Here is a 25432-nt window from a genome sequence, read left to right as displayed (position 1 = left end):
CCGGCTGTCCCGCCCACCGGGAGCAGGCCCGACGGGCACCCCGACGGGCCCGTCGGGGCGGCAGAATGTGAGCGTGGGGAATCTGACCGCTACCCGTCCGCCGCAGCCGTGGACCGCGCCGACCGCGAACGACCCGGTCACCGCGACGCTGCGCCTGCCCGGCTCCAAGTCGATGACCGCCCGGGCCCTGGTGCTCGCCGCGCTGGCCGGTGGGCCGTCGACACTCGACCGGCCGCTGCGCGCCCGGGACACCGAGCTGATGGCCGGCGGCCTGCGCGAGCTGGGGTCGCACATGTCGGTCTCCGACGACGACCGGTGGCTGGTCCGCCCGCACCCGCTCGTCGGCCCGGCGCACGTCGACGTCGGCCTGGCCGGCACCGTGATGCGCTTCCTGCCCCCGGTGGCCGGGCTGGCCGCGGGGCGGGTCACGTTCGACGGCGATCCGCACGCCCGCACCCGCCCGCTCGGCCCGCTGATCGGCGCGTTGCGCGCCCTCGGCGTCCGGGTCGACGCCCCGCCGGCCGGCAGCCTGCCGCTCGTCGTCCTCGGCGCCGGCCGGGTGACCGGCGGCGAGGTCGTGATCGACGCCTCCGCGTCCAGTCAACTGGTGTCCGGGCTGCTGCTGGCCGCACCCCGCTTCGACCGGGGCGTGGTGGTCCGGCACGAGGGGCCGCCGGTGCCGTCCGCGCCGCACGTGCGGATGACGGTGCAGATGCTGCGCGCCGCCGGGGCCGCGGTGGACGACACCACGCCGGACGTCTGGGTGGTCGAGCCGGGCCCGCTCACCGGGCGCGGCTGGGACATCGAGCCCGACCTCTCCGGTGCCGCACCGTTCTTCGCCGCCGCGCTCGTCACCGGCGGTGAGGTCACCCTCCAGGGCTGGCCGCACAGCAGCCTCCAGCCGGTCGAACGGCTGCGCGAGCTGCTGCACCGGATGGGCGGCGAGGTGACGCTCGGCACCGACGGCCTGCGGGTGCGGGGCACCGGCGCGGTACGCGGGGTGGACGCCGACCTCTCCGACGTCGGCGAGCTGACCCCGGTGCTGACCGCGCTCACCCTGCTGGCCGACAGCCCGTCCCGGCTGACCGGCATCGGTCACATCCGGGGCCACGAGACCGACCGGGTCACCGCGCTGGCCAAGGAGTTCACCGCCCTGGGCGCCGACATCACCGAGACCCGCGACGGCTTGGAGATCCGGCCCCGCCCGCTGCGCGGCGGCACCTTCCGGACGTACGCCGACCATCGGATGGCGCACGCCGCGGCGGTAGCCGGGCTGGCCGTCCCCGGCATCGAGGTCGACGACGTGACGTGCACCTCGAAGACCATGCCCGAGTTCCCGGCACTATGGTCGGGCATGGTGACCGACAAGAGCTGACAGCGGGGGGCGTCCTGGCGACCAGGCGGCGGGAGTACGACGAGGACGACGTCCGGGTCCGTCCCGGCAGATCGTCGCGCCCCCGCACCCGCACCCGGCCCCGGCACGCCGACGCGGTCGACGGGTTCGTGATCGCGGTCGACCGGGGCCGTTACACCTGCGTCCGCCCCGAGGCCGGCCCGGACGACCCGGTCGTCACCGCCATGCGCGCCCGCGAGCTGGGCCGCAAGTCGGTGGTGGTGGGCGACCGGGTGGGGTTGGTCGGTGACGTCTCCGGCGCGTCCGGCGCGCTGGCCCGCATCGTGCGCATCGCCGAGCGCACCTCCGTGCTGCGGCGCACCGCGGACGACGACGACACCACCGCCGAAGGTCGGCTGGAACGGGTGGTGGTGGCCAACGCCGACCAACTGGTGATCGTCAGCGCGCTCGCCGACCCGCCGCCGCGCACCGGGTTCATCGACCGCTGTCTGGTGGCCGCGTACGACGCCGACATCGAGCCGCTGCTCTGCCTCACCAAGGCCGATCTGGGTGGCCCGGAGGCGGTGCTCGGCTACTACACCGAGCTGGAGCTGCCGTACGTGCTGATCCGACCGGGTTCCGACCTGGCCGACCTGCGCACGTTGCTCGCCGGCCGGGTCTCGGTGCTTGTGGGCCACTCCGGCGTGGGCAAATCGACGCTCGTCAACCGGCTCGTGCCGGAGGCGGAGCGGGCGGTCGGCACGGTCAGCGCGATCGGCCGGGGCCGGCACACGTCGACGAGCGCGGTGGCGCTGCGCCTGCCGCCCGACCCGGGCGGCGGCGGCGATCCGGGCTGGATCGTCGACACCCCGGGCATCCGCAGCTTCGGGTTGGCGCACGTCTCCGCCGAGAGCCTGCTGCACGGCTTTTCCGACCTGGTCGAGGCGACCGTGGACTGCCCGCCCAACTGCCCGCACACCGCCGACGAGGCGGACTGCGCGCTCGACGCCTGGGTGGCCGCCGGCCGGGCCGACCCGCGCCGGCTCGCCTCGTACCGGCGGTTGCTCGCCTCCCGCAGCGGCGAGGGCGACGCGCGCGAGCCCGAGCGCAACCCGGGCGATCCGCTCGCCGGTTCCTGACCGGCGGACCGGCGGCCACCCGCCGGGACCTGCCGCGCGGGCGGCGCTAGCGTGTGGACCATGACCGGGTACGCCGACGACCTCGCCCTCGCCCATGTGCTCGCCGACGCCGCCGACGCCGTTTCCAAGGCCCGGTTCCGCGCCCTCGACCTGCGGGTCGAGTCGAAGCCGGACCTGACCCCGGTCTCCGATGCGGACACCGCCGTGGAGCGGGAGATCCGCGCCCTGCTGGCCACCCACCGCCCGACCGACGGACTGCTCGGCGAGGAGTACGGGGAGCAGCCCGCCACCGGCCCGGACGGGCGGCGCTGGGTGGTCGACCCGATCGACGGGACGAAGAACTTCGTCCGGGGCGTACCCGTGTGGGCCACGCTGATCGCGCTGCTGGAACAGGACCGGCCGGTCCTCGGCCTGGTGTCCGCGCCGGCGCTGGGCCGGCGCTGGTGGGGCGCGCTCGGCGCGGGAGCGTTCGCCGGCACCGGGCCGGCGGACGGCGCGCCGATCCGGGTCTCCGGCGTCACGGCGCTCGCCGACGCGAGTGTCTGCTACTCCTCGCTGACCGGTTGGGAACAGGCCGGCCGGTTGGACGCGATGCTCCAGCTCATGCGGGACAGTTGGCGTACCCGGGCGTACGGCGACTTCTACGGCTACATGCTGTTGGCCGAGGGGGCACTTGACGTGATGGTGGAGCCGGAGCTGTCGCTGTGGGACATCGCCGCGCTGGTGCCGATCGTCGCCGAGGCCGGTGGCCGGTTCACCGACCTGGCGGGGCGACCCGCCCCGGCCGGCGTCGACTCCGCCGACATCAGCGCGGTGGCCAGCAACGGCCGACTGCACGACGACATCCTGGGCCGGCTGGGCCGGCCGGCCGAGCGCTGACCCGGTCCGAGCCTTATCCTCGCGGGGTGGTCTCCTCCGGTTGGTGCTTCCTCGCGGCGATGATCGTCGCGTACGGCTTCGCCAACCTCCTCCAGTCGGTCGCCGCCGCGCGGACCACCGTGCACCACACGTTCGACCCGGGGCTGCTGCTGCGGTTGGCCGGTCACCGGACGTACCTGATCGGCCTGTGCTGCCAGGTCGTCGGGTTCGTGTTCGCCTTCCTGGCCCGCCGGGACCTGCCGCTGTTCCTGGTCCAGGCCAGTGTGGCGGCCGGGCTGGGGGTGACCGCCGTGCTCGGCGTGATGGTGCTCAAGTGGCGTCTGCCGGCCGCCGAGCTGGTGCTGCTGGTGCTGCTGTTCGGCGGGATCACCGCGCTTGTGCTGTCGGCCGAGCCGGCGCCGTCCCGGCAGCTCGGCACCGCCGGGCTGGTCGGTCTGGTGGCGGCGCTCGGCGTGATCGCCGGGTCGGGTTTCTTCGCGGCCCGGCTGCACGGCGCGCTCGGGTCGGTGGTGCTGGGCTCCCTTGCCGGGATGGCGTTCTCCGCCGCCGCGGTGGCCGCCCGCCCACTCGCCTCCGCCGAATCGGCGGAGGCGTTCCTCCGGGATCCGCTTCTCTACCTGCTGATCGTCCACTCGGTGGTCGGGCAGTTGCTGCTCGGCCTGGCGATGCAACGCGGGTCGACCACGGCGGCGGTGGCGGCGATGGACGCGGCCGGCGCGGTGCCCGCGGCGATCGTCGGGTTGCTGCTGCTCAACGACAAGATCTGGCCCGGTCGGGAGTGGCTGGCCGGGCTCGGCTTCCTGGTCACCCTCGCGGCCGTGGTCGGCCTGACCCGGTACGCCGAGCCGCAGCACCACCACGCGACCGTCCGGAGCCGGGAGCCGGCGTTGGTCGGTGCCGGGGTGCTCCCGGCTCAGGCCGCTTCGAGCGGCCCGCGTTCCGGGACGGCCGCCTCGACCTCGACCCCGACCGGGGCGGTCGTCGGCTCCACCGTGGCCGGCCGGCGACGCCCGATCACCCGCTCGTAGAGTCGCTCCAGCGCCGCGGCCGTCCGCTCCCAGCTGTAGCTGCACCGCACCCGGTCCACGGCCGCATGCCCGTACGCGAACCGGCCGGCGTTGTCGGTGAGCATCCGGCGCAGGGTGACGCCGAGCGTGCGCACGTCGCCGGGCGGCACCAGCTTGCCGGTCACCTCGTCGACGACGGCGTCGGCGATGCCGCCCATGGCGTAGCCGACCACGGGCACGCCGCAGGCCATCGCCTCCAGCGACACCCGCCCGGCGGACGAGTAGTGCGGGGTGCAGGCCACCACGTCCGCGGAGCGGTACCAGGTGGCCATCTGGTCGTGCGGGACCGCGCCGACGAGTTGGATCCGCTCCGCCACTCCGGTCCGCTCGGCCAGCTCGCGCAGCCGGCGCGCCTCCGCGTGCCGGGCCAGCCGCTCGGCGGGCGGACCACCGGCGATCACCAGTTCCGCGTCCCCGACCAGCCGCATCGCCCGGATCAGGTCGTCCTGGCCGTGTCCGGGCGCGAGCCCGCCCACGGAGAGGATCCGGGGTCGCTGGTCCCGCGGGGCCGCTTCGCCGTCGGGGTGGAACTGCCCGGTGTCCACGCCGGTCGGCACCATCGCCACCGAGGTGCGTTGCAGGCCCATCCGGGTCAGCTCGTCGACCTCGTCGTTGCACTGGGCGACCGCGACGTCGACCGCCCGGGTCAGCGCCCGTTCGAGCGGGATCCGCTGGCCCGGCCCGGTGTAGCCGCGGCCGAGGTGGCGGAGCTGCTCGACGCCGAGCGAGTGGAAGGTCTGCACCACCGGGATGTTCGTGGCGCGGACCGCCTGGGCCGCGGCCAGCCCGCCGACCCAGTAGTGGCCGTGCACCACGTCGGGTGTCCAGTCGCCGGACCAGGCGTCGGTCAGCCACCTGCCGAACTCGGCCACGTGCGGCACCAGTTCGGCGGTGGGCAGCGGGTCGGGCGGCCCGACCGGAACACGTTCCAGGCGGTAGCCGTCCAGCTCCGCCAGGGCGGGCTGGACGGCCGCGTCGCGGCGTTCGTACACACGGACCTCATGGCCCCGGGCGGCGAGTTCAGCCGCCACGCGCGCAATGTGCTCCTGAGTCCCGACCATGGGACCATCGGTGGACGAGCCGGCGTGCGCGCATACAAGGCCGACGCGCATGGTGCACCTCCATGCGTTGCTCGGTAGCTGGGTCTCCCGGTAGAGCGTCCCATTAACCCGGGGTCGCCGGCCCCAAACCTGGCAGATCAGCATGGTGGCGAGCGTCCCATGGGCGGGACACCGGTTCCGACCGAACCCGATCAGCGTCCGGGTCGCCGGCATGACCGGCCGGCCCTGGGGTACCGCCGAGGAATGGCGCTCACCCGAGATCTCGCCGATGCCACAGTCGTCATCACCGGCGCCTCCAGCGGCATCGGCGCGGCCACCGCGTACGTCCTGGCCGGTCAGGGGGCGGCCGTGGTGCTGGCCGCCCGGACCGAGACGGCCCTCGACCGCGTCGCCGCGCACTGCCGGGAACTCGGCGGGCATGCCCTCGTGGTGCCCACCGACATGACCGATCCGGACGCGGTGGAACTCCTGGCGGCGCGAGCGGCTGCCGAGTACGGGCATCTCGACGCCTGGATCAACAACGCGGCGGTGGGCACCGTCGGCTTGTTCGACGAGATCCCGGTGGCCGAGTTCCGCCGGGTGGTCGAGGTGAACCTGCTCGGCACCGTGCACGGGACCCGGGCCGCACTGCCCTGGCTCGTGGCGGCCGGCGGCGGGGTGCTGATCAACAACGCGTCCGTGCTGGCCGAGGTGGCCATGCCGTACCAGTCGGCGTACAACGCCACCAAGCACGCCATCCGCGGGCTGTCCGACACGGTCCGGCAGGAGCTGCGGGTGACCGGCCGCGGGAACGTCTCGCTCTGCACCGTGCTGCCGGCCACCATCGACACGCCGTTCTTCCGGCACGCCGCGAACCACACCGGGCGGGAGCTGACCCCGCCACCGCCGGTCTACCCGCCGGAGATGGTCGCCGCGACGATGCTCCGGCTGTTGCGCCGGCCGCGCCGGGAGGCGTACGCGGGCGGCGCGGCCCGGCTGATGGGCCTCCAGTGGCGGCTGGCCCCGGCGCTCGCCGAGCGGGTGCTCGGCTGGTACACCGCGCGCACCCAGTTCGGCCCCGGCGTACGCCTGGACGCCACCGGCAACGTCTTCACCCCGGACGGGGAGGGGATGCGTACCGACGGCTGGTCCGGCCGGCGCGGCCAGTTGCTGCGGTTGACGGCGGCCTTCGGGCTGGCCGCGGCCGGCACCGCGGTCGGCACGGTCGCGGCGTTCAGCCGACGTTCCAGGTCCGGTCGCCCATGAGTCCCGTCGAGCGGACCGATGCGCGCCTGGGGGCCGACGTGCACAATGGGACGATCATGCCGACGGACGCGCATTGCCTGGTGGAGACCGACGATTCCGCGACGGTCCGGCTGACCGGGGTGCTCGACCGGCCCGGGGCCGAGGCGGTACGCGGCGCGCTGCTCGCCCGGCTCTGGGAGCGGCCGGGCCCGGTGCGGGTCGACCTGTCCGGGCTGCGGATCCCCGACCCGTCCGTCCGTGACGTGCTCGACGCGGTCCGCCGCGCGGTCGCCGACTGGCCGGCCGCCGAGCTGCTGCTCGACCCGCCCGACCTGCTCGGCCCGCCCAACCAGGTCGACCCGGTCGACCCACCGGCGCCCGCGCCGACCGACCTGCGCGACGCCGATCTGCCCCCGGTGCCGGAGGCCGCCCGCGAGGCCCGGTCGCTGGTCGCCGCCGGGTGCCTCCGGTGGGGCCTGCCGGAGCTGGCGGAGCCGGCCTGCATCGCGGTCACCGAGATGGTCAACAACGTGGTCGCGCACGCGGCGACCCCGATGACGCTCCGGCTGGCGCCGCGCGGCGACGCCCTGCACATGGCCGTCCGCGACCATGCCGGCGGGCGTCCCGCGTACGCCGGTCCGGCGCCTGTCGACTCCGTCGGCGGTCGGGGGCTGCTGCTCATCGACACGGTGGCCCGGCGTTGGGGCAGCACCCCGCTGCCCGACGGCAAGGTGGTGTGGTGCGTGCTGTACGCCGAGGACGAGGCCGCCTTCCGCAACTGAGGAGCGGTTTCGCCCCGTTTCTCCCGATCCTCCCGGCCGGTGGCGGTTAATGCGGCGAGCGCAGTGGGTAGTTCCCCGGCATGCGCGACGACGAGTTCCCCACCCCCGTGTCCGACCCCGAGGCGGAGGGCCTGCCCGACACCGCCGACGACGACTCCACCGCCAACGACGACGTGCTCACCGGGCGCGAGGCGGACGGCCCGGAGCCGGCCCAGATCCCCGGCGACCGCACCCCGGTCGCCGTGGACCAGTTCGGTACCACGGCCGAGGAACAGCTCGACGGCGAGTCGCTCGACGACAAGCTCGACCGCGAGCGGTACGAACGTCCGGCCGACGATCCGCTCGCCGGCCCGGTCGACCCGGCGATCGCCGCCGAGGCGGACAGCGAGGAGGCCGCCGCGCAGGCCCAACTCGACGCGGACGTGCTCGACCCGGGCCCGGTCTCCGACCCGAACTCTCCGGTCTCGATCTACGACCACGGTCAGCTCGGCACGGTCGCCGACCACGAGGTGGGCCGGCTGGTCGAGCCGGACGAGGGGGCGCACACCGACCTGGAGACCGACAACGTCGCCTACGACGCCGGCGCCGCCGGGGGCGGGGCGACCGCCGAGGAGCTGGCGGTGCACGAGACCCAGCCCCCGCCGACGCAGTGACTCACCCGTCCAGGCCCCGCTCGATGGCGTACCGGGTCAACTCGACCCGGTTGTGCAACTGGAGCTTGCCCAGGGTGTTCTGCACATGGTTCTGCACGGTCCGGTGCGACAGCCGGAGCCGCTCGGCGATCTGCTTGTAGGACAGCCCCTTGGCGACCAGGCGCAGCACCTCGGTCTCCCGTTCGGTGAGCCGGGGTGCGTCGTCGTGCGGGGCCGGCGGCGCGGCGGCCAGCCGGCGGTACTCGCCGAGCACCAGACCGGCCAGACCGGGGGTGAACACCGGCTCGCCGGCCGCGGTGCGGCGTACCGCGTCGAGGAACTCGGCCGGGGCGGCCGACTTGACCAGGTAGCCGGTCGCGCCGGCCTTGACCGCGTCCAGGACGCTCTGCGGCTCACCGCTTGCCGAGAGCATGAGCACCCGCACGTCGGGCAGCGCCGCGCGCAGCCCCCGGACCACCTCCACCCCGGAGACGTCCGGCAGTTGCAGGTCGAGCACGACCAGGTCGGGTCGGGCCGCCGCGGCCACCCGGACCGCCTGCCGCCCCTCGCCGCTCGTCGCCACCACCTGGAGGCCGGCCTCGGTCAGGTCGCGGGCCACCCCCTCCCGCCACATCGGGTGGTCGTCGACCACCATCACCCGGATGCTCACCGCCGCCGGCTCCTCGGCACGGTCAGCTCGATCTCGGTCCCGGCGCCGGGTGCGGACACGATCCGGACGTCGCCGCCCAGATCCGCCACCCGACCACGGATCGACTGGGCCACCCCGAGCCGGCCCTGCGCCGCGGCCTCCGCCAGCCGCCCGTCCGGAATACCCGGCCCCTCGTCGCGTACCGAGACGGTCACCGTCTCCTCCTCGTCCTCGATCAGCACCCAGGCCCGCCCACCGGCGTGCCGGGTCACGTTGTCAAGCGCCGCGCCGACCGCCGCGGCCAGCTCTCCGGCCGCCCGCGCGGGCAGCGGCACCGGGGTGGCCGGCGCGGCCACCTGAACCTGGCCCGAGGCGTACCGGTCGAGCAGGTCGCGGAGGTCCCGGTCGTCGCCGGCCCGCTCCGGCACCGCACCCGCCCGGCCGATCAGCGACCGCAGCGCGGCCTCCTGCTCGCCGGCCAGCCGGGCCAGTTCGGCCGCCTCGCCGTCCAGGTCGGCGCCGCGCCGCCGGACCAACGACAGCACCTGGAGCACCGAGTCGTGGATGTCCCGGGCCAGCCGCTCCCGCTCGCGGGTGGCCGCCTCCAGCTCCACCGCCCGCTGCAACCGGGCCTCCGCCTCCACGGCGAGCCGGGCCACGTGCCCGACCACCACGCCGGCCAGCAGCAGGAGGATCGCCCCGGTGAACGCGGACGGGTTGATCGGATCCCGGGTGGCCAGGTCGGCGGCGCCGAGCACGAGCGCGGCCACCGTGCCCCACCGCCGCCCGCCGGCGACCGCCCACGCCAGCACCGGCCCGGCGAGCCAGGCCGAGGTCAGGACCGGCACGCCGGCGGCGAGCGCCGGCCGGCCGACCACCCACGGCGTGGCCAGAATGATCGCCAGCACCACCACCAGGTCGGCCAGGAGCAGCGGCCAACGCCGCCCGGCCGGGCGGCGGTAGCCGGCCGTCGTCACGCCGCTCCAGGCCAGCATGCCGAGCAGGACACCACCGGCCGCCACCGGGTGCGCGTACTGGCCGCCGTCGCGGAGCACGAGCACCCCGACGTACGCCAGGGAGGCGAACCGGAACACGGCGAGGGACCGCCAGAGCGGGCCTTCCAGGCCGGAGGACGACGGCATGGCCGCCACCCTGCCACAGCCGGTCACCGGGGGGCCTCCGGGAGCGGTCCGGGAAACCCTGACGTACGGTGGAAAAGCCGCGAAGTCGTCGGGAAGCATCGTCGGGACGGGTCATGACAAACGGAGAACTCCCCGCACCGCGTACGGTTGTGCCCATCGAAACCTCCCTCCTGATCGCCGAGACCTTCGACCAGGCCCAGGTGACCGAGCTTCGGCACTCGGTCACCTCCTGCGCGCACGCCGTGGGTCTCGCCGGCCAGCGGCTCGACGACTTCGTGCTGGCGGTCAACGAGCTGATCACCAACGCGGTCCGGCACGGCGGCGGGCAGGGCCGGCTCCGGCTCTGGCGCCGGACCGGCGAGCTGGTCTGCGAGGTCGCCGACCACGGCTCCGGGATCAGCGAACGGCGGCTGCGCGACCGCGACCGACCGGCGCCGGAGACCGCCGGCGGTTGGGGCCTCTGGTTGGCCCGGGAGCTGAGCGACACCATGGAGGTCGAGACCGGCGACGCCGGCACGGTGGTCCGGATCACCGCGGCGTTGACCACCCGCCAGCCCACCGCCGGCCCGCTCGACGGCTGACCGTCCCGCCACCCGGCCGTCGGGCTGACCGTCCGGCCGCGACCCGGCCCTCGGGGCGGCGGCCCGGCCGCCCCCGCCCTCACCCGAAGAGCGCGCTCACCGACTCGCCGTTGTGGATCCGGCGCATCGCCTCGGCCAGGGCCGGCGCCACCGACAACACCTCAAGCTTCGGCACCCGCTTCTCCGCCGGGATCGGCACGGTGTTGGTGCAGACGATCTCCAACACGCCGTCCTGCGCGCTCAGCCGCTCCAACGCGCCGCTGGAGAAGAGCCCGTGCGTGCAGGCCAGCCGGATCGAGCGGACCCGCCGCTCCCGCAGGTGCGAGATCAACTCGACCACCGTGCTGCCCTTCGCGATCTCGTCGTCCAGCACGATCACGTCGCGGTCCGCCACGTCCCCGATGATCGTGCTGATCTGCACCCGGTCGTCGCTGAACCGCTGCTTCGCGCCGGCTGCCACCGGGGTGCCGAGCATCCGGGCGAACGCCGCCGCCTCCTTCGCGTTGCCCAGATCCGGCGAGACCACCACCGCGTTGCCCAGGTCGTACCCGCGGAAGTGGGCGGCCAGCTCGCGCAACGCGTGCAGGTGGTCCACCGGGACGCTGAAGAAACCGTGCACCTGCGGCGAGTGCAGCGTCATGGCCAGCACCCGGTGCGCCCCGGCCGAGGTGAGCAGGTCGGCGACGAGCCGCCCGCCGATGGAGATGCGCGGCGCGTCCTTCTTGTCCGACCGGGCGTACGCGTAGTGCGGCAGCACCACCGTGATCCGGCCGGCCGACGCGCCCCGGGCCGCGTCGATCATGAGCAGCAGCTCGACCAGGTGCTCCTGCACCGGCGGCACCAGCGGCTGGATGAGGAAGACGTCCCGCTCCCGGCAGTTCGCCTGCAACTGCACCTCAAGGCAGTCGTTGGCGAACCGGGACACCCGCACCGGATGCAGCGGTACGGCGAGGTGGGCGCAGATCTCGGCGGCGAGGTCGGGGTGGGCGGTCCCGCTGAACACGGCAATGTCACGCACGTCTGCTGATCGTACGGGCCGGTCGGTGGGAGGCGTGGGACGCTCCCGGCGGGTACGGTGCCTGCGTGACCGGAGAGTTCGTCGCCGCCATCGACCAGGGCACCACCTCCTCACGGTGCATCGTCTTCGACCGGGCCGGCGAGATCGTCGCCGTGGCCCAGCGCGAACACCGGCAGATCCACCCGCGACCCGGCTGGGTCGAGCACGACGCGGAGGAGATCTGGACGAACGTCGAGCACGTGGTGCGGGAGGCGTTGACGAACGCCGACATCGGTCCCGAGCACCTCGCCGCGGTGGGCATCACCAACCAGCGGGAGACCACAGTGGTCTGGGACCGGGCGACCGGCCGGCCGGTCGCCAACGCGATCGTCTGGCAGGACACCCGCACCGCACCGCTGCTGCGCGAGCTGGCCGAGACGTACGACGCCGAGCGGCTGCGGGCCCGCACCGGCCTGACCCTGGCCACCTACTTCGCCGGGCCGAAGCTGCGCTGGCTCCTCGACCACGTCGACGGGCTGCGCGAGCGGGCCGAGCGGGGCGAGGTGCTGTTCGGGACCATGGACAGTTGGCTCATCTGGAAGCTGACCGGGCGGCACGTCACCGACGTGACGAACGCCAGCCGCACCCTGCTGATGGACCTGGAAACCCTCGACTGGGCGCCCGAGCTGCTGGACGCGCTGCGGATCCCGGCCGCGATGCTGCCCGAGATCCGCTGCTCGGCCGAGGTCTACGGCACCGCCGAGGGAGTGCTCGCCGGGGTGCCGGTGGCAAGCGCGCTCGGCGACCAGCAGGCCGCGCTGTTCGGGCAGACCTGCTTCCAGCCCGGCGAGGCCAAGTGCACCTACGGCACCGGCAGCTTCCTGCTGCTCAACACCGGCGCGAGCCCGGTGCCGTCACGGCACGGCCTGCTCACCACCGTGGCCTACCGGATCGAGGGCCAGCCGGCCGCGTACGCGCTTGAGGGCGCGATCGCGGTCACCGGCTCACTCGTGCAGTGGCTCCGCGACAACCTCGGTCTGATCTCCACCGCCGCGCAGGTCGAGGAGCTCGCCCGCACGGTCGACGACAACGGCGGCTGCTATGTGGTGCCGGCCTTCTCCGGCCTGTTCGCCCCGCACTGGCGCAGCGACGCCCGGGGCGTCATCGCCGGTCTGACCGGCTACGTCACCAAGGGCCACCTGGCCCGGGCGGCGCTGGAGGCGTCCGCCTTCCAGACCCGCGAGGTGGTCGACGCGATGAACGCCGACTCCGACGTCGCGCTGCGCCGGCTGCGGGTGGACGGCGGGATGACCGGCAACGCGCTGCTGATGCAGTTTCTCGCCGACGTGCTCGACGTGCCGGTGGTGCGCTCGCGGATCACCGAGACCACCTGCCTCGGCGCCGCCTACGCGGCCGGCCTGGCGGTCGGCTTCTGGCCGGACCTGGCCACGCTGCGGGAGAAGTGGCGCTCCGACGCCCAGTGGGAGTCGGCCATGGACCCGGCGCACCGGCAGCATCAACTGCGCCAGTGGCACAAGGCCGTGCAGCGCACCCTGAACTGGGAGGACTAGCCGGCCGGCGATCGCCTAGCATCGCGGCATGGCGACGCGGCTTGTGCAGATCAACATGAAGGCTCGGAACGACGCCGCGCTCGGCGGTTTCTGGGCGGAGGCGCTCGGCTGGGAGATCTCCAGCGAGGGTCCGGGCGTGACGAACCTCGAGCCCCCGGGCATCGTCTATCCCGACCCGACGGCCGTCTGCATCGACCTCGTCGTCTCCCCGGAACCCAAGACGGTGAAGAACCGCGTGCACGTCGACCTCGCCGCCACCTCGGCCGCCCATCAGGCGGAAATCGTCGCGCGGTTGACGCAGCTCGGCGCGACCACCGTCGACATCGGCCAGGGCGACGTCCCGTGGACGGTGATGGCCGACCCGGACGGCAACGAGTTCTGCGTGCTCGACTCCCACTACGACGAGACCGGGCCGATCGCCTCGGTGGTGGTCGACTGCGCGGACCCGCGACTCATGGCCCGCTTCTGGAGCGAGGCCACGGACTGGACCCTGCACGAGGTGACCGACGACAAGGCGGTGCTGCGTTCCGCCAAGGACGTCGGCCCTTATCTGCTGTTCCTCCGCTCGCCCGACCCGAAGACCGGCTGGAACCGCGTCCATCTCGACGTCCGCCCCTACCCGGATGACGACATGGAGGCCGAGGCGAGTCGGCTGCGGGCGCTCGGCGCCACCGCCGTCGATCTGGGTCGCAGCGACATCCACTGGAAGGTCTTCACCGACCCGGAGGGCAACGAGTTCTGCCTGCTCACCCCGGGCTGACCGCCGGAGGCACTACGCCCGGCCGCCCCCGGGCGGGCTGGGCGTAGGCCCTTCAGCCGACCTTGACATGCGCGACGAAGGCCCGCCAGGCGGCCGGGGCGAACCCGAGGGTGCCGCCGGCGCGATCCTTGGAGTCGCGCACCAGCACCCGGCCGGGCAGGTTGTCGGCGACCTCGACGCAGGTGTTGCCGCCGTTGCCAGACCGGCTCGACACGCGCCACCGGGGGGTGGGGGCAGTGTTCACAGCTCGCTCACCAGCTTTCCGATCAGCTCGACGGACACGCCGGCGGGCAGTGCCTCGCTGAGCAGCGTGTCCCACATCATCCTCATCGTAGCCACGGCGTCCGGCCGGTCGACGACGTGACCGAAGACGCCGTCCACATAGGCCACCTCGTCGCCGTCCGGCAGCATGGCCAGCACGAAGCCGCCGGTCAGACCCGGATGCGCGCCCACCCCGTCGGGCACCACGTAGAGCCGGATGTGCGGCAACGCGGCCAGCTCGACCAGCCGCTCCCACTGGGCCCGTTGCACGTCCCGGTCGCCGACCACCCGCCGCAGCGCGGTCTCGCTCGACGGGTTACCCCGGGCGGGTCCAGCAGGTACGGGCAGATGGCGGTGACGCGGTCAGTCCCAGCGGTTGCCGGTGAGCTTCTCGTACACCTCGACGTAACGGGCGCGGGTCGCCTCGACCACGGCTGCGGGCACCTCCGGCGCGGGCGGGCGCTTGTCCCAGCCGCTCTCCACGGCCCAGTCCCGCACGTACTGCTTGTCGAAGGAGAACTGGGTCCGGCCGGGCTGGTAGGACTCGGCCGGCCAGAACCGGGACGAGTCGGAGGTGAGCAGCTCGTCGGCGAGGACAAGCGTGCCGTCCGTCGCCCAGCCCAGCTCCAGCTTGGTGTCGGCGATCAGGAGCCCCCGGTCGGCGGCGATCTCCGCACCCCGCCGGTAGACGTCGATGGTGATCTGCCGCAGTCGCTCCGCGGTCTCCGGCCCGACCTTGTCGACCACCTGGTCGTAGGTGATCGACTCGTCGTGCTCACCCATCGGCGCCTTCGTCGTCGGCGTGAAGATCGGCTCGGGCAGGATGGACGCCTCCACCAGCCCACGGGGCAGCGGCACGCCGCAGACCGAGCCGCTGCGTTCGTATTCGGCGAGGCCGCTGCCGGTCAGGTAGCCCCGGGCCACGCATTCGACCGGCACCATCTCCAGCCGCCGGCACCGGACCGCCCGACCGGCGAACTCCGCCGGCACGTCGGTGGCCGAGAGGACGTGGTTCGGCACCAGGTCCGACAACTGCTCGAACCACCACAGCGAGAGCGCGGTGAGCAGGCGGCCCTTGTCCGGGATCGGGGTCGGCAGCACCACGTCATAGATGGAGACGCGGTCGGAGGCGACCAGAATCAGGTCCGCGCCGTCGGTGTAGACGTCCCGGACCTTGCCCGAGTGCAGAAGTTCCACGGCGCCAATTACACCATGTCGGGCTCGGCCCCCCGCCGCCCTGGCCGGCGGTTAAGGAGGGGCCCCCGCTTAACGCTTTTGGTAGAGGCGGGGGCCCCGCTTAACACCGCTCAAGCGCCGCGCGGCGCGGCAGCGCGGCTCGGCTCGGCACGTCAGCGCGGCGGGCGGTTGCGCCGGCCTCGGGTGAGAAGCAGCACCAGCAGCACGATCCCGCCGACCACCACCAGGCAGCAGAGCAGCCCGAGGAACCCGAAGCCGCCACGGGAGCGCCGGCGCGCGGCCTCCACCACGACCTCGCCGGTCCCCGTCGACGCCCAGGCCGCAACCGGCACGAAGACCGAGAGCACGACCGTCCCGATGACCGCGCCCAGGCGGCCCCACCATCTGTTCCATCCAGCCATGCCCCCATCCTCGCCGAGGCACGCAACCACGGCACGCCGGATCGGGCGGAAGGATCGAGACATGACGAAAGGCCCCGGAGTTTCCTCCGGGGCCTTCGCGATCACGTAGCGGGGACAGGATTTGAACCTGCGACCTCTGGGTTATGAGCCCAGCGAGCTACCGAGCTGCTCCACCCCGCGTCGGTAGGTACAGCCTACTCCATCCCGATGGTGGAGATCAGCCGGGTCCCCGATCCCGCCGGCCCCGACAACGCCACCTCGCCGACCTGGCACGCCCTGCCGCCACTCCGCCGAAACGGCGAGGTCAGCACACCCCGGATACCGCCGTTTCCCCGAACTGGCGCCGGGCAGCAGTTTCCCCGGGTCCCGCGAGCGCACGTGCGCCGGAACCGCACCTACCCACGGCGCGACGGCACACTCCCTCGCTCATCACCATTTCGCCGAAGTGGTGCGGTCCGCATGCCTCGGACCACACCACTTCCCCGAGCTGGCGAGGGGCCAAGGCCGAGAAAGGGCCGAGGCCGGGAGCCCGGAGCCCGGAGCCGAGGGCGGGAGCCGGGAGACCGGAGCCGGGAGCCGGGAGCCGGGCCAAGGCCCGGACCAGAGGAAACAGCGAAGGGCCCCGGAGCGAACTCCGGGGCCCTTCGTCACGAGTAGCGGGGACAGGATTTGAACCTGCGACCTCTGGGTTATGAGCCCAGCGAGCTACCGAGCTGCTCCACCCCGCGTCGGCTCGTTAACCGTAGCGCACCGGCCCGGCGAGGCGCAAAACGGGGTGTCGGCCGGTGTCAGCCGCTCGGTGACACCGACGGCGCGGGTGACGCCGGCGCTGACGGCGAGGCGCTGCCCGCGGGCGCGGCGGATCCCTTCGCCGCCGCCTGGGCCTGCTGGAACGCCGTCATCGCCTCGTCCAGTGCCTTCAACGCCCGCCCGTACCGCTCGAAGTCGCCGGACGCCTGCGCGGCCTTGACCTCGGCGATGGCGCTCTGCACCTTGCCGGCCGCGTCGGCCAGCTCGCCGGTGAGCGGCGGCGGGGTGTTGTTGTCGCCGCCGGACGGTGGCGGGTTGTTGTCGTCGTCGTTGCTCGGCGGCGGGTTGCCCGATCCGGCCTGCTTGCCCTGCTCGACCAACTGTTTGATGCCGTCGCCGAGGTTGTTGGCGAGCACCACGTACGAGCCGCCGTCACCGTAGGAGAGCAGCACCTTCTGCAACAGCGGGTACGCGTCCTGGCTGCTGCTCTTCACATAGACCGGCTCGACGTAGAGCATGCCGTCGGCGAACGGCAGCGACAGCAGGTTGCCGTACTGCACCTGGGCCTGGTTGGAGGAGAGCAGGTTGAGCTGCTGCCGGATGTCGCCGTTGTTCGTCATCTGCTGGTGCACCTGGGTCGGCCCGGAGATCCGGGTCTGGTCCGGCAACTCCAGCACCTCCAGGCGCGGCTGCCCGTCCACGTACGAGCCGGAGACCAGCGCGGCGAGGTTCTGCCGCCCGTTCGGGGTGACCGCGGAGGTCAGCTGGAAACGTGGCCCCTCCTGCCCGGGGAACTGGGTGAACAGGTAGTAGGGCGGCTGCCGCTGCCCACTGTCCGGCGCGTCCGGCACGTTCGGCACCTGCCAGAAGTCCTGACCGGAGTAGAAGTCGCCGGGATCGGTGACGTGGAACTTGGTGAGCAGGTTGCGCTGCACTTTGAACAGGTCGGCCGGGTAGCGGAAGTGCGCGGCCAGCTCCGCCGGGATGTCGCCCTTGGGCAGCACGAGGTCCCCGCCGAACGCCTTGTTCCACGCCTTCAGCACCGGGTCGGTGTCGTCGTACGAGTAGAGCTTGACCGTGCCGTCGTACGCGTCGACGGTGGCCTTCACCGAGTTGCGGATGTAGTTGACGTTCTCCCGGGCGAGCTGGAACGTGCCCCGGCCGGTCAGCTCGTCGGCGGTCTCCGCCTGGAGGTTGACCCGGTCGGCGTACGGGTAGGTGGCCGCCGTGGTGTAGCCGTCGATGATCCACAGGACGCGACCGTTCACCACGGCCGGGTACGGGTCGCCGTCGAGGGTGAGGAACGGCGCGACCTTTTCCACCCGGTCGCGCGGGTTACGCACGTAGAGCAGCTTCGAGTTCTCGTTGACCGCCTCGGAGAGCAGGAAGTTGGGCTCCTGCTCCTTGATCGAGTAGAGCAGTCGCCGGGGGAACGAGCCGATCTTGACGCCGCCCTCGCCGGAGTAGGTGTAGTACTGCTCGCCGCCGGTCTGGGTGGGGCGGTCGAACTCGACGTTGCGGTCGCCGTCCTGCCCGACGATCGCGTAGTCGTCGGCTTCCATCCGCTCGCCGTAGTAGATGCGCGGCTGCTGGGCCGGGATCTCCTCGCTCGGCGCGGAGCACGCCTCCTGCGCCTTCTCGCCGAGGAAGCCGGAGACGAAGAACGGCTGGCCGCCGCAGACCACCTGGTTCGCCGGCGCGGCGACCAGGCCGTACCCGTGGGTGTAGACGGTGTGCCGGTTGATCCAGTTGCTCTGCTGGTCGGTCAGCTCGCCGTAGTTGATCTCACGGACGCCGACCACGTAGTCGGAGGTCTTCTCCTTGACCGAGTACCTGTCGATGTCCAGCTTCGAGCCGAAGTCGTAGAAGCCACGGACCTGCTGCAACTGGGTGTACGTCTCGGAGACGAGCTGCGGGTCCAGCAGCCGGACGTTCGGCACCACCGAGGTGTCGGTGGCCAGGCTGGCCGGTGGCACGAGGTTGCTCGCCGCGTACCCGGTGGTCTTCGTGCCTTCGAGACTGAACGCGGACCTGGTCGCGGCGATGCTGCGTTCGATGTACCGCGCCTCCTTGTCCCGGGCGCTCGGCTTCACCTCGAACGTCTGCACGGCCCACGGGTAGATGCCACCGATCGCCACCGCGGAGACGCCGAGCAGGGCCAGCGAGATGCCGGGCCAGACCAGGTTCCGCATCACCGCGTTGGAGAAGACGATGATCGCGAGCGCCACCAGGATGGAGATCCAGGCCAGGATCTCCTTCGCCGGGAGCAGCGCGTTCACGTCGGCGTAGCCGGCGCCGTAGAGCTTGGTGCCCTCGTTGTACTCCAGCAGCATCGCGCGCCGGTCCAGCACGTAGGCGACGGCCTTGAGCAGCACGAAGACGGCGACAAGCGAACTCAGGTGGGCGCGGGCGGCGTTCGTCATCCGGTCGCCGACGCCCTGGAGGCGCACCCCGCCGAAGACGTAGTGCACGGCGAGCGCCCCGAGCAGGGCCAGCACCACCGCGGTGAAGCCGACGCCGAGCACGTAACGCCAGAACGGGAGCTGGAAGACGTAGAAGCCGACGTCGACGCCGAACTCGGGGTCCTTGACGCCGAAGTCGCCGCCGTTGCGGAACAGCAGCCACTGGCTCCACCGGGTCTGCGCGGACAGGCCGGCGAAGAGCCCGACGACGGCGGAGACCAGCGCGATCCAGGTGCCGAGCCGGGGGCTCAGCAGCATCCGGTAGCGCTCCAGGGTGGCCTGCTCGGCCGAGTGCGGGCGCATCCGGGGACGCACCCGGTAGGCCAGCCAGAGGTTGCCGGCGATGACGAGCGCCATGCCGACGCCGACCACCAGGAACAACAGCAGCCGGGTGGCGAGCACACCGGTGAAGACCTGGGTGTAGCGGACCTCGTCGAACCACAGCCAGTCGGTCCAGGCGTTGACTCCCCACCCGAGCAGGGTGAACAACACGAACACCCCGATCAGGACCCCGATGGTGACGCGCCCGCGCCGGCTCATCCTCGGCAGGGGACTGCTACGCATGACCACTATTGGCTCCGCACGTTTGATGTGATCGGCTCCGACCAGGCACCCAGAGTACGGGGTGTTCCTGAACACGTCGGGTCAAGGTCACGTCACGATCGCCGGCGGGAGTTGACCGCTCCGGCTCAGCAGCGCGTCGGTTGTCCTCCGGCGCGGAGCGTCTCCAGCGCCGTGAGCGCGTCGTCGAGCGTCGCCACCCGCAGCAGCGGCAGGTCCGGTTGCGGGTTCCGCACCGCCTCGGCGCAGTTGTCCGCGGGCACCAGGAAGACCTTCGCTCCGGCCTCCTTGGCGCCGACCAGCTTCTGCGCGATGCCGCCGATCGGACCGACCTGCCCCTCGTCGTCGATGGTGCCGGTGCCGGCGATGACCTTCCCGCCGGTCAGGTCCGCGGGTTCGAGCTTGTCGATGATGCCGAGGGTGAACATCAGCCCGGCGCTCGGCCCGCCGATGTCACCGAGGTCGATCTTCAGCGTGAACGGATGCGGCTGCTGCTGGTCGATCTCGACGCCGATGCGCGGCCGTCCGTCCTGCTCCCGGCTGGTCACCGTGGCCGTGCCCGGGGTGCCGCCCCGGGTGTAACCGATCGTCAGGGCGGTGCCGGCCGGCTTGGCCCGGATCAGCTCGGTGAGCTTGGCCGCGCTGGTGACAGGCGTGCCGTCGACCGAGGTGAGCACGTCGTCGGGCCGGAACACGTCCACCGACGGCCCACCCGGGGTGACGGTCTTGACCCGCACCCGGATCGGATAGCCCAACTCGCGCAGGGCCGCCGTCTCGGCGCTGGTCTGCGAGTTCTGGAAGTCCTCCGCGTTGCGCTGCTCGACCTCCTCCTGCGACTCCCCCGGCGGGTAGACCAGCTCCCGCGGCACCACCGCCTCGTCCGAGGAGAACCAACCGGCCAGCGCCGACCGGAGCCGGACGGTGGGCTGCACCCCGACCGTGGTGAGCCGGAGCTGCCCGGCGGAGGTGGACGTCGCGCGACCGGTGACCTGGATGATCTCCTTGCCGTCCGCGCTGCCGAGCGTGTTGACCGTCGGGCCGGGGCCGAGCACCACGTACGGCAGGGGCACGCTCAACACGCCGACGCTGAGCAGAGCGGTGAGCAGCGCACCGAGCAGGACGGTCAGGCCACGACGTCTCATGCGCCAGAGCGTACCGATCCGTCCCGCGCCGTCCGGCACGGTGACCGCGGACTTCGCCCTCAGCGCAACGCCGACGGGCACGACCTGCGGCGCAGCCCGCGTACCGTAGAGGTCGTGCCTGATATTCCGTTCGGCTTCGCGCTCCCGGGTGGTCAACCACCAGACCCCAACGACCCCGCGCAGATGCAGCAGTTCATGTCGCAGTTGCAGCACCTGCTGTCCGCGCCGGGCAGCGGGCCGGTCAACTGGGACCTCGCCCGGCAGGTCGCCGCGAGTCAGCTCGCCGCCGCCGGTGACCCGGCGGTCTCGCCGTTCGAACGCAACGCGGTCGAGGACGCGTTGCGGATCGCCGATCTCTGGCTGGAGCCGGCGACCTCGTGGCCCACCGGCATCCGCTCGTCGGTCGCCTGGAACCGCAACGAGTGGATCTTCAAGACGCTCGACGTGTGGCGCAAGCTCTGCGACCCGGTGGCCAGCCGGATGGTCGGCGCGATGGGCGACCTGGTGCCGCCGGAGGCGCGGGCCCAACTCGGCCCGATGCAGTCGATGGTCGCCACGCTCGGCGGCGCGCTCTTCGGCGGGCAGCTCGGCCAGGCCCTCGGCTCACTCGCCGCCGAGGTGCTCTCCGCCGGCGACATCGGCCTGCCGCTGGGCCCCGCCGGCACCGCCGCGCTCATCCCGGCCAACATCAAGGTGTACGGCGAGGGCCTGGAGCTGCCGGAGGACGAGGTACGCCTCTACGTGGCCCTGCGTGAGGCCGCCCACCAGCGGCTCTTCCAGCACGTGCCGTGGCTGCGCGGGCACGTGCTGACGGCGGTGGAGAACTACGCCGCCGGCATCCGGGTCAACCGGGAGGCGATCGAGGAGGCGATGGGCCGGGTCGACCCGACCGACCCGGAGTCGATGCAGGCGATCGCCCTGGAGGGCATCTTCACCCCCGAGGACACCCCGGCGCAGAAAGCGTCGCTGGCCCGGCTGGAGACGGTCCTCGCCCTGGTCGAGGGCTGGGTGTGCCACGTGGTGGACAGCGCCGCCGGTGACCGCCTGCCCAACGTCGTACGCCTCGGCGAGGCGTTCCGCCGCCGCCGGGCCGCGGGTGGCCCGGCGGAACAGACGTTCGCCGCCCTGGTCGGCCTCGAACTGCGGCCACGCCGGCTGCGGGAGGCGACGGTGCTCTGGGCGGCGCTGACCGAGCAGCGTGGCATCGCCGGCCGGGACGCGATCTGGGGCCACCCCGACCTGCTCCCCTCCGACGACGACTTCGCCGACCCGCAGGGTTTCGCGACGACCGGCAGCGACCTGGACGAGGAGCTGGCGAGCTTCGACTTCTCGGCGCCGGGCGCGCCGGAGGAGCCGACCCCGGGCGAGGACGACGACAAGTCCTGACGTCGCACACCGGTCGGGCCCGCACGGATCGTCGTGCGGGCCCAACCGTCTCTCTGTCCGCTGTCCCATCGACCGTTTGGGCCGGGGCGGGCGCACGGTCAGCCTTCTTGGGCGGCGAGCGCGGGCGAACGCTGGTCGGGCGACGAGAACCCAGCCCCAGCCCGCGTGGGACAGGCGGTCAGGCTGGGCGGCCGGAGAGCAGCGCCCGGGTCGCCTCCCAGCCCTCGAAGGCCGGGTCGAGGGCACCGAGGTCGGCCGGGCCGCGTAGTCGGCGCCAGCCGGCGGTCACGGCCACGTCCCCGGGCCGGGGTGCCGCCGCGCGCACCTCGGCTGGCGCAGACGCGTCAAGGTCCAGCGTTGGCAACCACTCCGGTATCGGCAGCCGCACGGCCACCCCGAGCAGGCCCGAAGCGTCCCCCTCCACCGGGGCGACCGCCACCGGTCGGCTGGACAGCGGCCGGAGCAGCTTGCCGAGCGTCAGTCCGGGCACGTCTGGTGCGTCGGCGGCGACCACGGCCGCCTGGTCGTAACCGGTGAGCGTCGCGAAGACGGCGTTCGGGGTGGGCTCGGGTACCTCGTACACGGCGGTGCCCGGCCACACCACCGCGTCGGCCAGCCAGCGGTCCGCCGGGGTGACCGCCACCGCGGTCTCCACCTCGTTCAGCGTGGCCAGCAGGTCCACCACATCCTCGGCGAGGGCGGTCCGCCACCGCGCCGGCTCGATCCCCGGCGGCGCCCAGCCCACCGGTCCGAGCAACGCCACCACCACACGTCGAACCATCCGCCGACCCTAGCCCCTTCTCCCCACCCACCTACCCACCCGCACACCCGCACACCCGCGCAGTCGATCATGAAGTTAGCCGCGACATATCGGACGGAGCATGCCGTCAACTTCATGATCGACGCACTGGGTGGGGCCCACGGAGGGGTAAGGGCGCACGCACCAGGTGGGGGCGTTTGTCGGGTGGGCGGCGCGTTGGGGCGGGGGTCAGGGGACGCCGGCGGTGGCGGCCACGCCCTCCAGGTAGCCGCGGGCCCGCTCGGCCCGGGGATAGCGGGCGACCAGGGCCCAGAACTTTGCGTTGTGGCTGGGAACGATCAGGTGCGCCAGCTCGTGGAGGAGGACGTAGTCGATCACCCAGTCGGGCATGTCCTGGATGCGGTGGGAGATCCGGATGGTGCGGTCGGCCGGGGTGCAGGAACCCCAGCGGCCGTTCTGGTTGGTCACCCAGCGGACGCTCGCCGGCTCGGCGGCCGAGCCGTGTTCCGGCAGGTAGAGCCCGATCAGTCGGGCGGCCCGGGCCAGCAGCTCGGCGTCCGAGCGGGCGAACCGGCCCTCGCGGGCCGCCAGCCGGGCCAGCATCCGATCGACCCACTCGCTCTCCTCGGCCCGGGAGAACTGGTCGGGGATGAGGACGACGACACGTTCCCCGTCCCGGTACGCGGACACTGTGCGTCGCCGGCGCTGGCTGCGCCGCACCTCGACGACGGGCTTCCGCGTCCCGGCCATTACCGGCTCGCGCAGCCTCGGTTGACTGTCACGAGGGAACGGTAATGCGTACTGACCAGGGCTCCGCAAGAGTCAACACGACGACACGCGCCCGGAAAACGATGATTGGTTCCCAAGAGTCCCGAAAAATTTCTTTGCGACGGTAGTTGACCATCACCTGTCCGCCGCCCCTCACGTTAAGTGATCTACGACGGGCCGGTCGCGGGAGGGTCGCGCGAAGGGGATCTGAGCGCATTTACCCGGCGTGTCCCCGCGAAACTGACTTATCCGACGTTACTCGGCATGCACACTCTCGTCGTCGACTTGCTCACAGAGTCGGCGTGCAGCTGACATGGAACCCCCCAGACCTGGGTAGGGTCCGCCAACCAGCGATCAGGAGACTGATCGCGGAGAACCCCCCGGCGCCGGTGCCACTCGTGGCCCGCCGCAGGGAGACCCGCCGGGGACACCTTCGGCGGACGAGACGAGGAGGCTACCGTGGCCGACCAGGCCCAGACCTACAACGGTTACTGCGTCAAGTGCAAGGAGAAGCGGGACTTCGAGGGGCACGTGGAGGTTTCGAAGACCGGCATGAACATGGCCAAGGGCAAGTGCCCGGTGTGCGGCACAACAGTGAACCGCATCCTGGGCAAGGCCAAGGTCTGACCCGTCCGGGTTCGACCGGGGGAGGAGTGGCCTCGGCCGCCCCTCCCCCGTCGGGCATCCGACTCAGTTACCGACGGGTTGTGGAAAACCCGCGAAATCCTGTGGACAATGCTGGCCATGGCGCACCGCGCCTGTGGACAACGAATGACGGAGCGCTTGGAAACGGTCACCATTCGTGGCGTGACCTCTCCCACTCCGCTTCCCCGTCCCACCCTGCTGCCCGGCCTGACCCGCCTCTGGCGTGACCGGCACACCCTTCAGCTCGGCCTGGAACCCGGCCCGGCGGTGCTGCTGGAGGTCGCCACCCCGGGCACCACCCATCTGCTCGACCTGCTCGACGGCACCCGCAGCGAGCGCGCCGTGCTGGCCGCGGCCACCACCGCCCGGGTGCCACCGGACGAGGCCCGCGCCCTGCTCGACGCGCTCCGGGCCGCCGGTCTGGTCGTACCCGGACACACCCTGCTCCCCCGCGACCTCGCCGGGGCGCCCCGGGCCCGGCTGGTCGCGGAGGCGGACGCCCTGGGCCTGGCCGCACCCGACCTGCCCGGCACGCCGGCCCGGCTGTTGCGCCGCCGCCGGGCCGCCCGGGTGCTGCTCACCGGCTCGGGCCGGCTCGGTGCCGCGGTCGCCGTCGCGCTGGCCCAGGCCGGGGTCGGGCACGTCGTACCCGACCTGTCCGGCCCGGTCCGCGCCGGCGACCTGGTCGGGACCGGCCTGCCCGGCGCGGAGCTGGGTCGGCCACTGGCCCCGGCGGTACGCGAGACGCTGAGCCGGTGCGCGCCGGGCACGGCCACCGGCCCGCTGCGGGCGGCCCGGCCCCACCTGGTGGTGCAGCTCGGTGTGGGCCGACCGGCCGAGGCGCTCGCCCTCGGGCACGCCCTCCGCCGGCAGCCCCACCTCCTGCTCGACGTGCGCGGCGGCGTACCCGTGATCGGGCCACTGGTCCGTCCGCCCGCCGGCCCCTGCCTGCGTTGCCTCGACCTGCACCGGGGCGACCGGGACCCGGACTGGCCGGCGCTCGCCGCCCAACTCGCGGCCGACCACGGCGAGCCGGCCTGCGCGACCGCCACCCGGCTCGCCGCGGCGGCGTTCGCGACGGCTGAGGCGCTGACCCAGCTCGACGGCGGCACACCGGAGACGCTCGGCGTCGCGGTGGAGGTCCGGGGCGCCGGGCGCTTCCGGCATCGCCGCTGGTCCCCGCATCCGTCCTGCGGCTGCTGCGGGCGTCGCCCGATCCGGTCGGCCCCGGCCGCTCCCGGCCGCACGGCAGCAGCCGGCCCCTCGCGTCGGTAACAATGGT

25 protein-coding genes and 2 tRNA genes are annotated in these 25432 nt (G+C 73.0%); 13 read left to right on the top strand and 14 right to left on the bottom strand.

The features are described 5' to 3' along the window. Nucleotides 1–73 precede the first annotated feature (73 nt). Genes aroA through O7602_RS03645 form a run of 4 tightly spaced genes read left to right on the top strand, consistent with a single transcriptional unit; the run spans nucleotide 74 to nucleotide 4379 of the window. Complete coding sequence (gene aroA / locus O7602_RS03660) at nucleotides 74–1375, top strand: 3-phosphoshikimate 1-carboxyvinyltransferase (RefSeq protein ID WP_281586819.1); 1302 nt, start codon at nucleotides 74–76, stop codon at nucleotides 1373–1375. Then, nucleotides 1345–2472: a ribosome small subunit-dependent GTPase A gene (gene rsgA / locus O7602_RS03655; RefSeq protein WP_281586818.1), complete on the top strand. Its 1128-nt coding sequence runs from the start codon at nucleotides 1345–1347 to the stop codon at nucleotides 2470–2472. Before aroA ends, rsgA begins: the two co-directional genes overlap by 31 nt. Nucleotides 2473–2532: 60 nt before the next feature. Next, on the top strand, nucleotides 2533–3351 hold the full coding sequence (gene hisN / locus O7602_RS03650; RefSeq protein WP_281586817.1) for a histidinol-phosphatase: 819 nt from the start codon (nucleotides 2533–2535) through the stop codon (nucleotides 3349–3351). A 59-nt stretch (nucleotides 3352–3410) separates the two neighbouring features. Beyond that, nucleotides 3411–4379: a hypothetical protein gene (locus O7602_RS03645; protein WP_281590099.1), complete on the top strand. Its 969-nt coding sequence runs from the start codon at nucleotides 3411–3413 to the stop codon at nucleotides 4377–4379. Here O7602_RS03645 and O7602_RS03640 read toward each other — a convergent pair. After that, a complete protein-coding gene (locus O7602_RS03640) occupies nucleotides 4265–5530 on the bottom strand; it encodes a glycosyltransferase (protein ID WP_281586816.1) in 1266 nt (421 codons plus the stop codon). The two genes, O7602_RS03645 and O7602_RS03640, sit on opposite strands and share 115 nt — an antisense overlap. A 192-nt stretch (nucleotides 5531–5722) precedes the next feature. Here O7602_RS03640 and O7602_RS03635 point away from each other — a divergent pair, with 192 nt between their 5' ends. The 3 genes from O7602_RS03635 (at nucleotide 5723) to O7602_RS03625 (ending at nucleotide 8138) form a co-directional block, all read left to right on the top strand. Then, on the top strand, nucleotides 5723–6724 hold the full coding sequence (locus O7602_RS03635; protein ID WP_281586815.1) for an SDR family oxidoreductase: 1002 nt from the start codon (nucleotides 5723–5725) through the stop codon (nucleotides 6722–6724). Between the two features lie 56 nt (nucleotides 6725–6780). Then, on the top strand, nucleotides 6781–7485 hold the full coding sequence (locus O7602_RS03630; RefSeq protein WP_281586814.1) for an ATP-binding protein: 705 nt from the start codon (nucleotides 6781–6783) through the stop codon (nucleotides 7483–7485). Between the two features lie 80 nt (nucleotides 7486–7565). Continuing rightward, a complete protein-coding gene (locus tag O7602_RS03625) occupies nucleotides 7566–8138 on the top strand; it encodes a DUF5709 domain-containing protein (protein ID WP_281586813.1) in 573 nt (190 codons plus the stop codon). A gap of 1 nt (nucleotide 8139) precedes the next feature. Here the strand turns inward: O7602_RS03625 and O7602_RS03620 are convergent, their stop codons facing one another. Together O7602_RS03620 and O7602_RS03615 are read right to left on the bottom strand one after the other, a co-directional pair. After that, the gene (locus O7602_RS03620; protein WP_281590098.1) at nucleotides 8140–8772 is read right to left on the bottom strand and encodes a response regulator transcription factor; all 633 of its coding nucleotides are present in this window, start codon (nucleotides 8770–8772) and stop codon (nucleotides 8140–8142) included. 11 nt (nucleotides 8773–8783) lie between these two features. Further along, complete coding sequence (locus tag O7602_RS03615; protein WP_281586812.1) at nucleotides 8784–9908, bottom strand: DUF5931 domain-containing protein; 1125 nt, start codon at nucleotides 9906–9908, stop codon at nucleotides 8784–8786. A gap of 113 nt (nucleotides 9909–10021) precedes the next feature. Between O7602_RS03615 and O7602_RS03610 the strand changes: the two genes are divergently transcribed. Further along, nucleotides 10022–10489 (top strand): ATP-binding protein, encoded by a 468-nt coding sequence (locus O7602_RS03610; protein WP_281586811.1) that lies wholly within the window; start codon nucleotides 10022–10024, stop codon nucleotides 10487–10489. 79 nt (nucleotides 10490–10568) lie between these two features. Here the strand turns inward: O7602_RS03610 and O7602_RS03605 are convergent, their stop codons facing one another. Then, entirely contained in the window at nucleotides 10569–11507 is a 939-nt protein-coding gene (locus O7602_RS03605; RefSeq protein WP_281586810.1) for a ribose-phosphate pyrophosphokinase, read from the bottom strand. 65 nt (nucleotides 11508–11572) lie between these two features. Here O7602_RS03605 and glpK point away from each other — a divergent pair, with 65 nt between their 5' ends. Together glpK and O7602_RS03595 are read left to right on the top strand one after the other, a co-directional pair. After that, nucleotides 11573–13057, top strand: coding sequence for a glycerol kinase GlpK (glpK, locus tag O7602_RS03600; RefSeq protein WP_281586809.1), 1485 nt, complete (start codon nucleotides 11573–11575; stop codon nucleotides 13055–13057). Nucleotides 13058–13085: 28 nt separating this feature from the next. After that, the gene (locus O7602_RS03595; RefSeq protein ID WP_281586808.1) at nucleotides 13086–13817 is read left to right on the top strand and encodes a VOC family protein; all 732 of its coding nucleotides are present in this window, start codon (nucleotides 13086–13088) and stop codon (nucleotides 13815–13817) included. 52 nt (nucleotides 13818–13869) lie between these two features. On the opposite strand, the gene O7602_RS03590 is transcribed toward O7602_RS03595, so the two are convergent. The 8 genes from O7602_RS03590 to O7602_RS03555 all read right to left on the bottom strand — a co-directional run bounded on the left by O7602_RS03590 (nucleotide 13870) and on the right by O7602_RS03555 (nucleotide 20591). Further along, a complete protein-coding gene (locus tag O7602_RS03590; RefSeq protein WP_281586807.1) occupies nucleotides 13870–14031 on the bottom strand; it encodes a DUF397 domain-containing protein in 162 nt (53 codons plus the stop codon). Between the two features lie 26 nt (nucleotides 14032–14057). Then, on the bottom strand, nucleotides 14058–14366 hold the full coding sequence (locus O7602_RS03585) for a Scr1 family TA system antitoxin-like transcriptional regulator (RefSeq protein ID WP_281586806.1): 309 nt from the start codon (nucleotides 14364–14366) through the stop codon (nucleotides 14058–14060). Nucleotides 14367–14441: 75 nt separating this feature from the next. Beyond that, the gene (locus tag O7602_RS03580; protein WP_281586805.1) at nucleotides 14442–15275 is read right to left on the bottom strand and encodes a phosphoribosylaminoimidazolesuccinocarboxamide synthase; all 834 of its coding nucleotides are present in this window, start codon (nucleotides 15273–15275) and stop codon (nucleotides 14442–14444) included. Nucleotides 15276–15427: 152 nt separating this feature from the next. Then, nucleotides 15428–15676, bottom strand: a complete 249-nt coding sequence (locus O7602_RS03575; protein ID WP_281586804.1) for a hypothetical protein — start codon at nucleotides 15674–15676, stop codon at nucleotides 15428–15430. Nucleotides 15677–15782: 106 nt separating this feature from the next. Next, nucleotides 15783–15856, bottom strand: a tRNA-Met gene (locus O7602_RS03570). A gap of 474 nt (nucleotides 15857–16330) precedes the next feature. Further along, nucleotides 16331–16404, bottom strand: a tRNA-Met gene (locus tag O7602_RS03565). A gap of 60 nt (nucleotides 16405–16464) precedes the next feature. Next, nucleotides 16465–19452, bottom strand: coding sequence for a UPF0182 family protein (locus O7602_RS03560; protein ID WP_281586803.1), 2988 nt, complete (start codon nucleotides 19450–19452; stop codon nucleotides 16465–16467). Nucleotides 19453–19577: 125 nt separating this feature from the next. After that, on the bottom strand, nucleotides 19578–20591 hold the full coding sequence (locus O7602_RS03555; RefSeq protein ID WP_281586802.1) for a PDZ domain-containing protein: 1014 nt from the start codon (nucleotides 20589–20591) through the stop codon (nucleotides 19578–19580). Nucleotides 20592–20705: 114 nt separating this feature from the next. On the opposite strand from O7602_RS03555, the gene O7602_RS03550 reads away from it, so the two are divergent. Further along, nucleotides 20706–21977, top strand: coding sequence for a zinc-dependent metalloprotease (locus O7602_RS03550; protein ID WP_281586801.1), 1272 nt, complete (start codon nucleotides 20706–20708; stop codon nucleotides 21975–21977). 178 nt (nucleotides 21978–22155) lie between these two features. Here the strand turns inward: O7602_RS03550 and O7602_RS03545 are convergent, their stop codons facing one another. Together O7602_RS03545 and O7602_RS03540 are read right to left on the bottom strand one after the other, a co-directional pair. Then, nucleotides 22156–22758 carry a hypothetical protein gene (locus tag O7602_RS03545; RefSeq protein WP_281586800.1) on the bottom strand — a complete coding sequence of 201 codons (603 nt, stop codon included), beginning with the start codon at nucleotides 22756–22758 and terminating at the stop codon, nucleotides 22156–22158. A gap of 207 nt (nucleotides 22759–22965) precedes the next feature. Further along, on the bottom strand, nucleotides 22966–23487 hold the full coding sequence (locus O7602_RS03540; RefSeq protein WP_281586799.1) for a M48 family metallopeptidase: 522 nt from the start codon (nucleotides 23485–23487) through the stop codon (nucleotides 22966–22968). A gap of 477 nt (nucleotides 23488–23964) precedes the next feature. Between O7602_RS03540 and O7602_RS03535 the strand changes: the two genes are divergently transcribed. Next, complete coding sequence (locus tag O7602_RS03535; protein ID WP_007464795.1) at nucleotides 23965–24132, top strand: DUF5679 domain-containing protein; 168 nt, start codon at nucleotides 23965–23967, stop codon at nucleotides 24130–24132. 180 nt (nucleotides 24133–24312) lie between these two features. Continuing rightward, entirely contained in the window at nucleotides 24313–25425 is a 1113-nt protein-coding gene (locus tag O7602_RS03530; RefSeq protein WP_281586798.1) for a TOMM precursor leader peptide-binding protein, read from the top strand. The last annotated feature ends 7 nt before the right edge of the window (nucleotides 25426–25432 follow it).

This window comes from Micromonospora sp. WMMD1128 (assembly GCF_027497235.1).
Taxonomy (GTDB): Bacteria; Actinomycetota; Actinomycetes; order Mycobacteriales; family Micromonosporaceae; genus Micromonospora.
The sequence above is the reverse complement of the archived record's forward strand: the minus strand, read 5'-3'. Positions and strand labels throughout refer to the sequence as shown.